The organism is Allobaculum sp. Allo2 (assembly GCF_022701175.1).
Lineage (GTDB): Bacteria > Bacillota_I > Bacilli_A > Erysipelotrichales > Erysipelotrichaceae > Allobaculum > Allobaculum fili.
The window spans coordinates 1,310,128-1,324,537 of sequence record NZ_CP078088.1; the positions used below are offsets into that span (position 1 = coordinate 1,310,128).

Annotated in this window: 14 protein-coding genes and 3 pseudogenes; 10 read left to right on the forward strand and 7 right to left on the reverse strand. The window is 51.3% G+C overall.

The genetic code is table 11. From position 1 onward, the window contains the following. Positions 1-6: 6 nt before the first annotated feature. The 9 genes and pseudogenes from KWG61_RS07390 to KWG61_RS17305 all read left to right on the forward strand — a co-directional run. A pseudogene (locus tag KWG61_RS07390) lies at positions 7-483 on the forward strand (trigger factor family protein); the annotation flags it as partial. A 23-nt stretch (positions 484-506) separates the two neighbouring features. Further along, positions 507-1,223, forward strand: coding sequence for a hypothetical protein (locus KWG61_RS07395; protein WP_242745412.1), 717 nt, complete (start codon positions 507-509; stop codon positions 1,221-1,223). A gap of 82 nt (positions 1,224-1,305) precedes the next feature. Then, positions 1,306-3,606, forward strand: a pseudogene (lon, locus tag KWG61_RS07400) (endopeptidase La); the annotation flags it as partial. 122 nt (positions 3,607-3,728) lie between these two features. Continuing rightward, positions 3,729-4,331, forward strand: coding sequence for a ribosome biogenesis GTP-binding protein YihA/YsxC (yihA, locus tag KWG61_RS07405; RefSeq protein WP_230267613.1), 603 nt, complete (start codon positions 3,729-3,731; stop codon positions 4,329-4,331). A gap of 340 nt (positions 4,332-4,671) precedes the next feature. After that, entirely contained in the window at positions 4,672-5,466 is a 795-nt protein-coding gene (locus KWG61_RS07410; RefSeq protein WP_242745414.1) for a TIR domain-containing protein, read from the forward strand. 168 nt (positions 5,467-5,634) lie between these two features. Further along, the gene (locus KWG61_RS07415) at positions 5,635-6,186 is read left to right on the forward strand and encodes a hypothetical protein (protein WP_242745415.1); all 552 of its coding nucleotides are present in this window, start codon (positions 5,635-5,637) and stop codon (positions 6,184-6,186) included. Between the two features lie 531 nt (positions 6,187-6,717). Then, positions 6,718-7,104: a tetratricopeptide repeat protein gene (locus KWG61_RS07420; protein WP_242745416.1), complete on the forward strand. Its 387-nt coding sequence runs from the start codon at positions 6,718-6,720 to the stop codon at positions 7,102-7,104. Between the two features lie 140 nt (positions 7,105-7,244). Beyond that, positions 7,245-8,216 (forward strand): hypothetical protein, encoded by a 972-nt coding sequence (locus tag KWG61_RS07425; protein WP_242745417.1) that lies wholly within the window; start codon positions 7,245-7,247, stop codon positions 8,214-8,216. 160 nt (positions 8,217-8,376) lie between these two features. Beyond that, positions 8,377-8,520, forward strand: coding sequence for a tetratricopeptide repeat protein (locus KWG61_RS17305; protein WP_367614289.1), 144 nt, complete (start codon positions 8,377-8,379; stop codon positions 8,518-8,520). A 656-nt stretch (positions 8,521-9,176) separates the two neighbouring features. On the opposite strand, the gene KWG61_RS07430 is transcribed toward KWG61_RS17305, so the two are convergent. The 3 genes from KWG61_RS07430 to KWG61_RS07440 are packed head-to-tail and all read right to left on the reverse strand — an operon-like array spanning position 9,177 to position 11,773. Continuing rightward, positions 9,177-10,445: a zinc-binding dehydrogenase gene (locus tag KWG61_RS07430; RefSeq protein ID WP_242745418.1), complete on the reverse strand. Its 1,269-nt coding sequence runs from the start codon at positions 10,443-10,445 to the stop codon at positions 9,177-9,179. Between the two features lie 3 nt (positions 10,446-10,448). After that, entirely contained in the window at positions 10,449-11,372 is a 924-nt protein-coding gene (pfkB, locus tag KWG61_RS07435) for a 1-phosphofructokinase (RefSeq protein WP_242745419.1), read from the reverse strand. Then, complete coding sequence (locus tag KWG61_RS07440) at positions 11,369-11,773, reverse strand: PTS sugar transporter subunit IIA (protein ID WP_367614348.1); 405 nt, start codon at positions 11,771-11,773, stop codon at positions 11,369-11,371. Before KWG61_RS07440 ends, pfkB begins: the two co-directional genes overlap by 4 nt. Between KWG61_RS07440 and KWG61_RS07445 the strand changes: the two genes are divergently transcribed. Beyond that, entirely contained in the window at positions 11,654-11,923 is a 270-nt protein-coding gene (locus tag KWG61_RS07445; protein WP_242745422.1) for a hypothetical protein, read from the forward strand. The genes KWG61_RS07440 and KWG61_RS07445 overlap by 120 nt on opposite strands. 41 nt (positions 11,924-11,964) lie before the next feature. Here KWG61_RS07445 and KWG61_RS07450 read toward each other — a convergent pair whose 3' ends face one another. The 4 genes and pseudogenes from KWG61_RS07450 to KWG61_RS17315 all read right to left on the reverse strand — a co-directional run bounded on the left by KWG61_RS07450 (position 11,965) and on the right by KWG61_RS17315 (position 14,351). Beyond that, positions 11,965-12,801: a PTS sugar transporter subunit IIA gene (locus KWG61_RS07450; protein WP_242745423.1), complete on the reverse strand. Its 837-nt coding sequence runs from the start codon at positions 12,799-12,801 to the stop codon at positions 11,965-11,967. A gap of 103 nt (positions 12,802-12,904) precedes the next feature. Then, entirely contained in the window at positions 12,905-13,510 is a 606-nt protein-coding gene (locus KWG61_RS07455) for a PRD domain-containing protein (RefSeq protein ID WP_242745425.1), read from the reverse strand. 269 nt (positions 13,511-13,779) lie between these two features. Continuing rightward, positions 13,780-13,974: pseudogene (locus KWG61_RS17310) on the reverse strand (helix-turn-helix domain-containing protein); the annotation flags it as partial. A 332-nt stretch (positions 13,975-14,306) separates the two neighbouring features. Next, positions 14,307-14,351, reverse strand: a complete 45-nt coding sequence (locus KWG61_RS17315; RefSeq protein WP_367614349.1) for a hypothetical protein — start codon at positions 14,349-14,351, stop codon at positions 14,307-14,309. Positions 14,352-14,410: the final 59 nt, after the last annotated feature.

The following is a 14,410-nucleotide window of genomic DNA, read 5'->3' on the forward strand; positions in this document are numbered from 1 at the left end:
AAAAACGATAACAATACCGTTACCGTTACCGCCACATTTGACCAGGCTGAGTGGCAGAAAGAATGCAAAGCCGCTCTGAAAAACCTGGCCGGCCGTGCCCAGATCAAAGGCTTCCGTAATGGACGCGTACCAGCTGCCATGATCAAAAAAGTCTATGGCGAAGCTGCCATCGAAGAAACAGCAGCAGAGAAAATGAGCCGTCAGCATCTCGATGCGATCATTGAAGAAGCCGACGTAGAACCAATCGACCGCATTTCCTTTGACGGTTTCGAAGTGAACGATGAAGGCGTTGCGCTCACCTTTACCGTACCTGTAGCTCCAGAAGCCAAACTCGGTCAGTGGAAAAACCTCGGCATTAAAAAGGACGAAGTGACCGTTACCGACGAAGACGTAGAAAACGCCATTAAGGACCGTCAGAAAAAGCCGCAGAAAGCGAACTCGTTGAAGACGGTGCCATTGAAGAAGGCGACGATGTTGCCGTAACCGTTAAAGACGGCGACTCCGAAGTGAAAAAACAGCTCGTCATCGGTGCCGGCGCAGACAAAACCGTTGAAGACGCTCTGCTTGGCATGAAGACCGGTGAAGAAAAAGACGTAGAAAACACCGATGCAGAAGGAAACGTAACGACGCTCCACCTGACTGTCGGCGACGTATTCCGCGACAAGCTTCCGTTGGTGAACGATGAATTCGCCAAAGCGCAGGAAGATCTGGACAAGCCGGAAACCGTTGACGCGATGAAAGAAACTCTGCGCACACGCATGCAGGAAGCACGTGAAAACGCAGCGGAAGAAAAATTCATCGGCGAACTGCTCAAAGCCGTTGGCGAAAAAGCCGATGTAGAAATTCCGGAATCCATGATCCGCAATGAAACCAACTACCAGATCAACCGTCTGGCCAGCCAGTTCGGCAATATGGACAACTTCATGAACTTCCTCTCGCAGGCAGGCATTGAACCGTCCGCTCTTGCCGGCCAGTTCTACGAAGAGTCCAGAATGCGCGTTCTGAACACGCTCGTTCTTGACGCGATCGCCCGTGAAGCCGGTCTGGAAGTAACCGATGAGGAAGTTGATGCCGAAATCGAAGACTTCGCAAAAGCCAACAACGCGAAGGTGGAAGACATCCTCAAAAACGTAAACCGTGAAGAAGTAAAACATTCTCTTCTGCACGACAAGGCAGTTGAAGCTCTCGAAGCCGCACAGGGCGAAGAAGCAGCAGCTGAATAACAGGCATTTATTTAAGATAAAAAAGACGCTTGTGCGTCTTTTTGCCCATATATGGGCCGTAACAGACAGGAGGTATACTTGAATGAATTCCAAGACATATCCCATTATCTGCACTCGCGGCGTAGTTGTATTCCCTGGCCAGGAAATCGTCATTGACGTCGGCCGGGAATCCAGCATCCGCGCGATTGATAACGCACAGGGAAACTACAGCGGCCAGATCTGCATGTTCTCACAGATCAAGAATGATATTGACGCTCCCACCGAAGACGATATCCACAAAGTGGGTACCCTCTGCTGGATCCGTCATGCTCGTCGTTTCGACCGTTTCGTCCGCGTGAAATTTCAGGGTATTGAACGGGTAAAGCTTGAAAGCTTTGAAGAAGGCGCCTTGTCTGATCTTTGCGAAGTCGAAGTTCTCGAATCCGAAAGAGCAGATGAAACGGAAGAAACCGTTCTGATGCGGATGATTAAAGAGTCCCTGGAAGGGATGAAAACAGGCGAAAAGTTCATGTCCAAAGAACTCCTGCTCGACCTTTCCAAAGGAATTACGCCGGAAAATCTGACCAACAAGGCGGCCCAGATTTTCCCGCTTTCCATCGAACGGAAACAGAAGTATCTCGAAACAACCAGCATTAACGCCAGACTGTACATGCTTAAAGAAGACATTGAGCAGGAAAAGTATCTGGCGGAAGTAGAAAAATGATCAACGAAACCGTCAAGGAACGTATTGATCAGAACCAGAAGGACTTCTTCCTTCGCGAGAAAATCGCGGCGATGCAGGAACAGCTTTCCGACGGACCGTCCATCGGCAAGGAAGGCCAGGAAATCCGCAAGCGCCTGGAAGACAATCCGTATCCGGAAAACATTCGCAAGAAAGTTCTCGAAGAACTCGACCGCTACGAAACGCTGCCGGCAGCCAGCGGCGAGACCGGCATCATCAAGACGTACATTGACTGGCTCATGAATCTGCCCTGGTGGCAGACGACCACGGACAACGAAGACCTCGATCAGGTCGAAGCGGTCCTGGAAGAAGACCATTACGGTCTGGAAAAAGTCAAGGAACGTATTCTGGAGTATCTCGCCGTGAAGCAGAACACCCAGTCTCTGAAAGCGCCGATCCTCTGCCTCGCAGGCCCTCCTGGAGTCGGAAAGACGTCTCTGGCCAAATCGATTGCCCGCGCGCTGGGCCGTCATTTCGTCAAGATGTCCCTTGGCGGCGTGCGCGATGAAGCGGAAATCCGCGGTCATCGCCGTACGTACATCGGTGCGCTTCCTGGCCGTGTCATTGAAGGCATGAAAAAGCCGAAGTCATCAACCCGGTTTTCCTGATTGATGAAATCGACAAGATGGCTTCCGACTACAAAGGCGACCCGTCTTCGGCCATGCTGGAAGTACTGGACCCCGAACAGAACGCGCTGTTCTCCGATCACTACATCGAAGAGCCGTACGACCTGTCCAAAGTTCTCTTTATCGCTACCGCAAACTACCTCGAAAACATCCCGGCCGCTCTGAAAGACCGTCTGGAAATCATTGAGATTTCGTCCTATACCGATGTGGAAAAATCCAGATCGCCAAGCGTCATCTCGTGCCCAGACAGCTCGAAGAAAACGGTCTGAAACCGGAACAGTTCGAAATCAGCGATGCCATGATCCTCTATCTGATTCGCTACTACACAAGAGAAGCCGGCGTTCGTCAGCTCGAACGTACCCTCGGCTCTCTGGCCCGCAAAGCCGTCCTCGGCATTCTGCGCAAGAAATTCGACAAGGTTGTGATCGACAAGGATCTCATCCACGAATGGCTTGGCAATGAGAAAGTCGACTATGGCAAGCGCGAAGAGGAAGATCAGGTCGGCACCGTTACCGGACTGGCCTACACGTCCTTTGGCGGCGACATCCTTCAGATTGAAGCCAATAAGTTCGAAGGCAAGGGAAACCTGATCCTGACCGGACAGCTTGGCGATGTCATGAAGGAATCCGCGTCCATCGCGCTCGACTACGTGCGTGCCAATGCCGATCGCTACGGCATAGACGGAGAACTGTTCGCCAAAAACGACATTCATCTGCACGTACCGGAAGGCGCCGTACCAAAAGACGGACCTTCGGCTGGCGTAACGATGACGACTGCTCTGACCTCGCTGATGACCGGCATCCCGGTGAAATCCAATCTGGCGATGACCGGTGAAGTGACCCTGCGCGGACACGTTCTGCCGATCGGCGGACTGAAAGAGAAATCCCTGGCCGCCTACCGCAGCGGAATTACCAGCATCCTCATTCCAAAAATGAATGAAAAGGATCTGGAAGACATTCCGGAAGAAGTGCGTAAAGCCGTAACCTTCACGCCGGTAGCTACCGTAGATGAAGTTCTCGCCAACGCGCTCACCAAACCGCTCAAGGCGAAAAAGAAAACGCGTACCCGAAAAGCCAAGACGAATCCAGAAACCGCAGCACTTCCTGCTGCAGCTGCAGGACAGCCTGCAGTTCAGGCAGGTGACGTAGCTTGAAACAGCTGAACAGCTCCTTTCTCGTCTCCGCTTCCGGCAAGGACAACTGGCCGGACAGCGATCTGCCGGAAATCGTCGTTGTCGGCCGTTCTAACGTCGGCAAGAGCAGTTTCATTAACGCGCTTACTGGTCGCAAGAAGCTGGCGTACGTCGGTTCCACCCCCGGCAAAACTCAGCTGATCAACTTCTTTGATATTGACGGACAGTGGGCGCTGGTCGATGTCCCAGGCTATGGCTATGCGAAGCTCTCACAGGCCCAGCTGCGCCAGATGGGCAGGATGATGGACGATTACTTCGGAGAACGCAAACAGATCGCCGGCGTTGTCTGCCTGGTCGATGCCCGTCATGCGCCTAGCGCAGACGATCTGGACATGATCGACTACTTTAAGCAGACCGGCCGCAGGATCATTATCGGGGCTACCAAAATCGATAAGGTCCCTAAGACAAAACGACAGGCCGCTCTGAAAGTCATCTCGCGCGATCTGCAGATTCCGATGAAATCCATCTATCCGATCTCTTCGGTAGAAAAGAGCGGATTTGACGAGATTTATCAGGCGATCCTCGGCCTGCTTGGCCAGAAGGCAGAAGTAGCCGGCGAAAACGCCTAGCTTTCCAATCCATGAAACAAGCGAACCGCACGGGAAAATGAAATTCCCTATGCGGTTTTTTGTGCAGCAAACGATTAGGAACGTTACTTTTTATAACACGTTTATTGAAGAAAATAATCCATCCTGTTCCGACTGCCTTTTTCTTCTATACTCATAAATGCAGGGGAAAGCGCTTACATTTGCGTGAACATCCAGGACGGTCATCGGTGCAATCCTTGAGATATCTTCCTTATCTCAAGCAAAAACAATCCTGAAAATATGAATGGATAAACACATGGCTTCAACAGGTATCGAATCAGGCTGTCCTTATTTCTGACGAACCAGAAAAGGAGGAAAGAAAATGAAACTGAAAATCATAACCCCAGACAACGGAAATTTTCAAACACGACCCAAGGTGCTTCTTATCTCTTCCGAATCCGAACAGATCGACCAGCGGATTGTTCAAAGCGTATTTTCAAGAGTTTACTGCTCGATTCTGATGCTCGACGGAAACATCGAGGAAATGACTGAGACTGACATGGAACAGCTTGAAAACGTATTTCTGGCTGTCGTACCCGTTACCGCATCGCTGCTCCAGAAGCAGTCCTTCCTGAAAGACAATTTATTGCCTTTTCTTGACCGAAATAAGCTTCCTGCACTTCCCATATTAAGCGATTCGAGCCTTATTGACGACTATGCGGAAGTGTTTGGAGATCTTCAGTTTATTGAGCTGGAACCCGATCTGCTCAAGGGAAAGACGCTGGAAGGGAAAATGGAGGAATATCTGGATAAGATGTTTGTCAGTCTGGATGTTATTGAAAAGATCCAGTCTTCCTTCCGGCTTCATCTTTTTATAAGCTACCGGAAAAAAGACTGGCAGTACGCACAGAACCTCATGGGATACCTTCAGTCTCTGGAAACGTCATGGGATGTCGCGTTATGGTATGACGATTATCTGATCCCTGGTGAAGATTTTAATCAGGTGATCAAAGAGAATCTGGAAAAGAGTGAAGTTTTCACACTGCTGGTAACCCCGGCACTGGAAGAAGAAAACTATATCAGTAAACAGGAATACCCTTTGGCTCTGGATGCGAAAAACGATAATTCCAATCGAAATGGAATCAGCGGATTCAGAAAAGCTCGCCCGTCTCTATAAAGATCTTCCGGAAATTCGTTCGGTGAGTGACCCCGTTTTACGCAAACGACTGAACCGGCTTCTCCAGTCCGATACTTCATTCGATGGCAGCGATCCCTCAAAGCTTTATTATCTCGGGCTGGCACTTCTCAAAGGAATCAATAAAAAAGAAACGGTGAAAAGGCAGAAATGCTGATCGGACAGGCTGCCGAAAAAGGCTATATTGAAGCGTTCAGAAAATTGTCGGAAATGTATTTCTCTGGCGATGGAGTCCGCCGAAATTATCGGACCGCTTTAACGTACGCTAAACGATACCTTTTCAGGTGTGCTGAACAGTTTGCGAACAGGAGGGACCAGGAGCATGCCCTGCAGCTTTACCTTGCGCTAAAGGGATACCTTCAGGATCTGATCCATCTTGGGCTGTACAAAGAAGCGGAGAAGGAAGTAAACGACTCCCTGCTTCCGATTATGCAGGCGTTAAAAGAGAGCCAGTTTGATGTATATCCTTTAACCGTTCTTCTGTTTTCCACTCTCGGCCAGGTCAAAGAAGCGCAGGGAAAATATGAAGAAGCATTACGCGCTTACCGCTCTCTTACCAATATTCTGGCAGATCGCCTCGAAGAGAGTGTCGAACTGCTGGATGTCTACTGGAAAGCCTGGTACGACAGGATCTCCATCCTGCAAAAGCAGAATCATCTCAGTGAAGCCAGAAGAACTTTGAATGCATTCAAAAGACGCTGAACGACAGCTCTGGCGCGGATGTATACAGTACTCGATTGAAATGGGAAGCGTACTTAACGGGTCTTGAAGCGACATTGCTGTGTGAAGAAAAGGATATGGATGGGGTTTCCAATCTGCTGAAGAAAATTGAGGACATGATCCAAAACAGCACCACTGGATACGCCTTCTGCAAAGAATACTTAGAAAAACAGATTTGATGCTGAAGGCCTGGCTGTCCAGGGAACAGGAAGACTATGTGCAGTCGGCTCGAACCTTACGACAGCTGGAAAAATTCTGCTTGACAAAGGCGCTTACCTTTCGCCGTCCGATCAAAGCAGTCTGGCTCATATATACAGGCTGATGGGCGAGAATTATATGCGCCTGAACAAACCGGCCTGTGCGCGCTCTTATTTTGAAAAAGCCATAAAAAGAATCTCTGACATTCAAAACAGGACGCGAGATGACAATCTGGAAATGATTCTTTGTTTATACGGGCTTGGAGAAAGCCATTCTCTTACCGATTCAGAAAAACAGGCCAAAAGCTGTTATCAGATGGCCCTGCTGAAAATGCAGGACTGCACGGTAGAGAAGAACCAGCTGAACAAAGACAAAATAGATTCGGAAAAAGTTTCCATGCGCTTTCCAGAAGCGGCAGCTTCGATTCGAAAAGCGGGTCTGTTCTTTGAACGTCAAAGGGATCCAGAACGGGCGATTCAGTTTTATAGAGAGGCTTTGAATCAGCTGAATGCCTTTCCTGCAAATTCCGATCATCCCGATTCTCTGGAAAATGTACTGGAGAGCGATATGGGACGCATCTTTTATGGCTCAGGAGACCTTGAAACGGCGCTGGGCCATTTCGAAAAAGCGTTCAGTCCGCACGGAAAGACTACGACTTGCGACGCGATGATCTTTCGCTTCAGAATCTGTTCACAGCCTTGAGCAACGCAGCCCTATGCGCTCTGCAATCGGGCGATCACATAAGAGCTTTGAAGCATTTTGTAAGCTGGTGGAAGATTCGGTCCGTCTTGTCTGCAGAGGACTGTGCCAGTTGCGATACCCTTTTGCAGGACGAGATGATTTTGAAAAATATTGCGGATCTGTATCCTCAGCAGGAGGATGAAGAAAGCGAAGCTGTATACCGCAGGATTCTTTTAAAACGGCTCCAGAAGCTTTATAAACTGGATCCGGATCCCGATACACGCACTCGACTGGAAAATTGCGCCATACGAATCATAACCATCTGTCAGCACCAGAATATTGCGCAGGCGGAGCCTGAACTTGAATTTCTGATTCCTAGGATTGAAGAGGATCTGGAAGAGGAGAACTCTACGGAACTCACGCTTTTCCTTGCCATTCTGAAATATCAGTATGGACAGGTTTTATATATTCAGGACAGGGATTCTGAAGCGCTTCGAGTTTTATATGAGGCCAGTGCGCTGTTTGAAAAAACTTCGGACACAGCGGAATATGAGGACTATCGTTTCCGTCATTATTCTCTTCTTGTACTGGCCGGAAGAAGCTGCATGAATCTGAAGGATTATGAGCAGGCAAAAAATGTTCTGCTGGAAGATTCCGCTCTGGTAGAAAAGGATATCTTTCGTTTTTATGGACGCAGCCCGGAAAACGACGAATACACCTGGGAAAACTGCTGCATCGTGAATGGATATCTTGCGAAGGCTCTGATTCCGTTAGAAGCGTATGATCTGCTCTGTTCGAAAACACAGAGATTAATCGATCTGTTCTGCCAGATCGGAAATCTGGAGAATGAAAATGATTTTTCAGAAGTCCTTGGTTTCGTCGATACGATCGTTGATCATCTCGAATCCGCACCGCTGGAATACCAGCTCAGAGTTTCCGGGATCGGTATTGAACTGATCCTTGGAAAACTCAGGAAAGCATGGAACTCGGATGTGTTTAAAAACTCAAACAGAGGCTTTCCTTCCCATTCAGAAAAGCAAAAGCAGCGGCATGGAAATCGGGATTGTTTGCGGTTTATCAAGAACAGATGGAGATTTTCGACAGTCTTTACGAAAGGTATGGTCTCCCTGTAATTCAGGCAGAACGGGGAAAGCCGCATATCTGGCTGGCAGCTGTTTTTACGATCTGCACGAATTTGAAATCGCGGTCCAGATTTTCATTGAAGTTCTTGAAGGTTTTCAAAATCTGTATTTGACGGAAAACGGACTTTCAAAACAATATCTGGAAGCCTGGATGAATACGTATGACCGTCTGGGGGATATGTATTCAAGAACCGGGGAATGGCAGAATGCCGAAGCTTCTTATCATCATGCTATTCAACTGGCCAGAAAAAGCTTCAGTGCGAACATGCGGATGTTTTCGACGAGAGGGATCTAGGGATTACGGAACTTCATTATGGAATCTCGCTGGCTGAACAAAACTATGTTCAGGAAGCGCTTTCGATATTCACCAGACTGCAGCCCAGATTTCAGGCTCTGGCCGAGAGAAAGAAGCAGCGTTTATATTATCGGGATCTGGACAATCTCAATTACTGGCTGTCCCTCATCTGTAAAAAAGCCGGACTGAGGGAGGTTTCAAATACGAAGGATCCAGTTTCGTCTGAGGATCCAAAAGCCTCTGCCTCTAAAAAATAGCGGATCTGGCGAGATGGATCAGGCGATCCCCGGTCTTCTGGGTAGGAAACCAGAAACTGCCGACGCAAACGCCAGACGCTCCATTCCATAAATCCAATAAACCGCACAGGGAAAATAAAAGGCCTTATGCGGTTTTCTTTTGCGGGTTATAAAACGGGAAATTCCGTTTTAGAAAAAATTGGGAACGGCGTATGGGGTGTACATCCAAAATAGCGAAGACGGTGAAAATTCGCATCACGAACCTGCAGAAAACACCCCTGCCGGATGGATGAAGGCGGGGTGCTGTACAAAGGAGACAGAAAGGATACAGATGAAGAGGTACAGATTTAGAAAGGAATGAGGAAGATAGGATCGGATGGGGCGAAATCCGGTCCGTTTATTTCCTCAGGCTCTGTCACTTCAAGGTGCGGGCGAATTATTCACCGAAGTGTTCCAGAAGCATTTTTCGGCTTTGGCCGACCAGAGTCCGCGGTTGGCTTTGCAGACTTTGTCGAGCTCGTAGAAGAACGGATCCTGCTTGCCGAGGCTGGCCAGATCGTCGATCGCGGTCATCGGCATGTCGATGTGGGTGTAGACGAGCTTTTTGCCGCCAGGTATGTTTGGCAGATCCTTGGTAACGTCTACAGCGGAAGCGAGACCGCCAACGTGGGTGATCATGACCGCGGAATCGATGCGTCCGTCGGCGTTCTTTTCGATGGCTTCTTTCATGTCATCGATGGTACCGCCGGTCGAGCCGATGATTTTGGTACGGGAGTAGTGGCTGTCGTACAGGTTGCAGGTGGCGGAGAACTTCGGATCGGTCGGGCCGGCGAAGAGGTTCATGCAGCCGTCGTAGGCGAGCAGGCGGTTACCCATTTCGCATACAGCCCGGTTCGGAATGTAGACGAAGACATCGTCGTAGCCTTTGCCGCCGGTGATGTCGCGCAGTTCTTTTTCGGCATCTTCCATTTTGGCGGTGTTTACGTAAATGAGTTCAACGCCGTTTCTGGCAGCTTCTTCTTCGCTGATGACTTCTCTGGCACGGTGAATGCGATCATCGCTGATTTCCGTAACCACGATGCGTTTTGGCTTGTTTTCAAAGGTCAGGCCATAGGAGATGGCGCCAAGACCCATCGGGCCGCATCCGCCAAGGATCAGGATATCGCCGCCTTCTTTCGTACCCATTACGTGCTGGTACGTGCCAGGAATCGTGTGGTAGTTGGTGTGATAGCCGCCGATGCAGCAGGAAACGGGTTCGGCTACTGAACTGGCGAAGTAGGCGTCGCCATCGTACGTCCAGAGGCATCCGGATTCAATGATGTGGTTGGGGAAAATGCAGTATTCGGTGTCGCCGCCGCAGTAACGGTAGGAGTATCCCGGGGATTCCATCTGACCGGGGATGGCCGGCTGCTGCGCGAATTTCTGACCGGGCTTGAACTGGTTCTGCCATTTCTTGCCGACTTTCACGATGTCGCCGGCGAATTCGTGGCCGATGATGATCGGGTTGTCGTATACGTCGTTTGGTACGCGTTTATGTTTCGCACCCTGTTTTACGGTTTTCCAGGTGGACATGCAGATGGAGTCGGATACGACTTTTACCAGGATTTCGTCATCCTGAATTTCCGGCAGTTCAAATTCGTCAAGACGGATGTCGTCTACGCCATACAGGCGGATCGCTTTTGTTTTCATGATTTAGATCTCCTTCCAGGTTACTTCCTGTTTCAGTGTTTCTACGGTTGCTGCATCAGCGGGCTGCGTGCCTTCGGTCATGCAGGCGCCGGTGGACATGGCAACCGCCAGCGTGATGGTGTCTTCCAGATTCATTTCATGCTCCAGGCTGTAAGCCAGGGCAGCGACCATCGCGTCTCCAGCGCCGACGGCGGACTGGAACAGGATTTTCAGTGCCGGAGCCTGAAGCGCGCGGTCTCTGGTTACGAAGAGGCTTCCTTCAATGCCCATCGAGATAACGACCAGCTTGACGCCTTCGTTTATGAACGTTCTGGCCAGTTCGATCATGGTTTGAGCGTCCATGTCTTCTTCGCGCTTTCCAAAGTACTGGGCGAGTTCGAAGCGGTTGGGCTTGATAATGTCCGGATGGGCCTGAATCCCTTCCTTAAAGAGTCCGCCGTCCGCGTCGAGAATGACCTGCAGGCCGCTTGCGTGCGCTTTTTCGGTCAGCGTGCGGTAAATGTCTTTGGGAACGCCCGGTCCGGTGTTGCCGCAAAGAACGAGAATGCCCTCGCGATCCGAAAGCTGATCGATCAGCTTGTCGAGATCGTCTTTGGTGCACATCGGTCCGGCTTCGTTGAGCTCAGTCAGGTTCATTTGGGCGTCGAGCACTTTCAGATTGGTTCGTGTGCTGCCTTCGATCTGGACGAAGACGTGATCGATGCCGAGATCGTCGAGACGGTCTTCAATGAACTTGCCGGCCGATCCGGCCAGAAAGCCGGTGGCAATGCTGTCCTGGCCGATCGCCTTGAGCGTCTTGGAGACATTGATGCCTTTTCCGCCTGCGTCCTGACGGACGTTCTCAAGGCGGTTGAGGCCGCCGGCGATCAGCTGCGGAACCTGTGCGGTTTTATCGATCGCCGGATTGAAGGTAACGGTGGTAATCATGCAGCCTCCATGGTCATGATCCTGTGGATCAGATCGGGATCGCCCGCAACGACTTTTTCAACCATCTCCATGTCGCCTAAGCGCTCGGCGATGTTCTGCAGGATAGTGATGTGCTCATCGGTTGTGGCGGCGATGCCGATGACGATGCGGGCCCGGCTGCCGGCCCATTCCACACCGTCGGGATACACCTGGATGGCCAGACCGGTTTTCTTCACGCAGTCTTTTACTTCGTATTCGCCGTGCGGAATAGCGATGTCGTTGCCAATGTAGGTGGTCAGAGAATGATCGCGGTTGAGCATGCCCTGAATGTAGCCTTCGGAAATGTAGCCGGCATCGAGCAGCATCTGGCCGACGGAGACGATGGCTTCATCGCTGGTTGCGGCTTTGCATCCGGTGCGGATGTTTTCCTTACTGAGGATTTCGTTTTGGGTTCTTCGGCTTTTTTTCTTAAAAACAGTGCCATGAGAGGGCTCCTTTCTGATTCCTGTGCGGAATGTTCGATGGATCGGTACGATCCGACAGTCTGGCTGCTGGAAAATTCAAAATATTGAGGCGTATAAAGCGGGAAAGCTTTATGCAGGACCGGCTTTTCTTAAAAGCCGATTCGGCTCTGAATGCGGTGGAGATAGCCGCTGAGAATGCGGTTGAGCGCTTCGTGCCGCTTGGAATCGGGTCCGCTTTTGAGCGTGTTTCGAAACGCGGGATCAAGAGCGAGCGCAACGTTGAGTTCGCTGAGCGCTTCCTGCATCGCCTTGGTGTGCTGTTCGGGAAGAATGGTGACCAGAATGACTTGCAGGCCGTTATGGAAGGTACCGTCATCTGGAACAAGCACGGCGACCTGGGGCTTGTCGGTGCCCTGGCTTCGGGTATGGAAGAGTCCAAATCCTTCGTCGGGATCGACGACGGGTCCGAGCTGTTCGCGGGTGAGAAGATCGCGCTCAAGGCGCTCAGAATCGCCTTCGAAAACCGAAGCGGCTTCGTGAATCAGTTCGTCGGCGGTTTTCCGATCGGAATGGATGATTGGTATCCGGTTGAGCAGCGGACGAATGGCCTGAATGGCTTCTTCTAGTTCCAGCAGATCCTGATCCATACCGGCCTGGGCGCTTTCAAGCGGCGCTGGTGTGGTCTGCATGAGGGCCAGCTGTTCCTGAATCTTTTTCAGGTCGCTCACCGGCAGCATCGGCGAAACCTGAATGAACGGCGCCGGAAGTGTGCCGGGATAAAACGTAGTAATGAAGAGCTCGAGATCTGCGCGTTTTCTGGCCTGGGCCAGCGAGAGGTTTTCGAGATCCATCTGGCTGGAGAACGCCTTATCCAGACGGGCACGAAGCAGGGCGGAAACGCCGATGCCGCTGGCACAGACGACAGCTGCGTGAATCTTTCGCCGGTACTGATAGCCGCTTCGCTCGAAGCAGGCGCCGACGTGCATCGTCAGAAAACCGATTTCCTCATCCGAGAGGGAAGGGAAAGCGTGCGTTCGATCGACGCTGCCGCGTTTCGTGTCTTTTCAAAGAGGGCTTCGTACTGCTCCTTTAATGAAGAGAGCAGCGGGTTGTAAATGGGAAGGCCTTTTTCAGGCGGATGACCGTCGGTTCGAGGTGGGAAAGCAGGCCCTGAATGAACTGCGGGTCGGTACTGAGCAGCGCGGCGTCGCCCGGCGGGAAGCTTTCCACAAACTGTCTGGCCAGTTCGAGAATTTCGTTCTGGTCGTGGTCAAGCGTACCGGTGGCGGCGTTGACCTTGGCTCCGCGCAGATGAAGCGCGATGGCATCGATTTCGGATTCCGGAAAGGTCAGTTCAAATTCGTCTTCCAGCAAGGAAGTGATTTTTCTGGCTTCCTGCCGGCTTTCTTCCAGATCCGGCAAGCCTTCGATGCGCTCGCTGGCCGGTTCGCCGGCCTGGATGCGCTCGAGAGCGATGACGAGATGAATGACCAGTCCGATATAGGAGTTCTGTTCGTAGCGGCTTAATCCAAGTTCTTCGCGCCGCTCGGAAAACAGGTCGAGAATCCGTTTGAGGATGTCCTGATTGAGCAGGGAGAAGATGGCACTTCCGTTGAAAATCTGTTCGAGGACGGTATCGGGATCGAGATAGTCCACGGTTTTGTATTCGACGCCGTCACGGACCAGTTCGGCCATGGCGCGTCGTCTGGCGTCTTCGCTGCCTTCAATGGTTCCGTCTTTGGAAAGCCGGAGATCCCAGGCGTCCAGACGGGGCTGCAGGTCTTCAAGATCGTGCGAGATCGTCGCTTCCGAAACCTGAAACCGGGCGGCATAGACAATGAGCTTTTCTTTTCTTCGGCCCGCAGCAGTTCATACAGAAGCATGTCCTGCCGTTCGTCTTTATCGAGTGCGCCAGGCGCCTGTCTTGTGTCGAGGGCTCTGGCGAGTTTTTCTCTGTCCCCGTTGAGCGAGAGGCCGGGCCGTCGGGAAAGGGACAGGCCGTATTGTTCGAGAATCAGCCGGATCGATTCGAGTTCGCGAAACAGCGTTCGTCGACTCACCCTGACTTTGGCAGCCAGCTGCTCAGTGCTGATGGTCTGTCCGTCTTCAAGGTCCAGAAGCGTCCGGAAGATTCGAATCTGTCGTTGAGTAAGGTTCATAAGCGTGGCGTGTTTTTAAAGGGACGTTTCCTTTGTGAAGTTCAGAGAGGAAACCATGCAGGTGAAACGAGGGAAAACGAGGAGGGATCCAGGGCGATGGATCCCTGTGGAAATGAGAGATTAGAAAGGGTCAGGTATTTAGCCGGCGATTTCTTCGACGATGGCGTCGTATTCGCTGCCGCCCATGAAATTGGTGATTGGACGGATCGTCGCGTTCGGACACTGCTGTCTGGCGCGGTCGGCAAGGGACTCATGCGTTACAACAAAGGCGGTATCGCTGGCGAGATCGTTGATGGCGCAATGGGTAACGAGAATGTTCAGGCCGGCGGCTTTCAGCTTTTGGCAAGTGCCGCGGCGCCCATGGCGGAGGAGCCCATGCCCGCATCGCAGGCAAAGACGATTTTTCCAGTGCACCAGGCGCTTTAGAAGGTTTGGC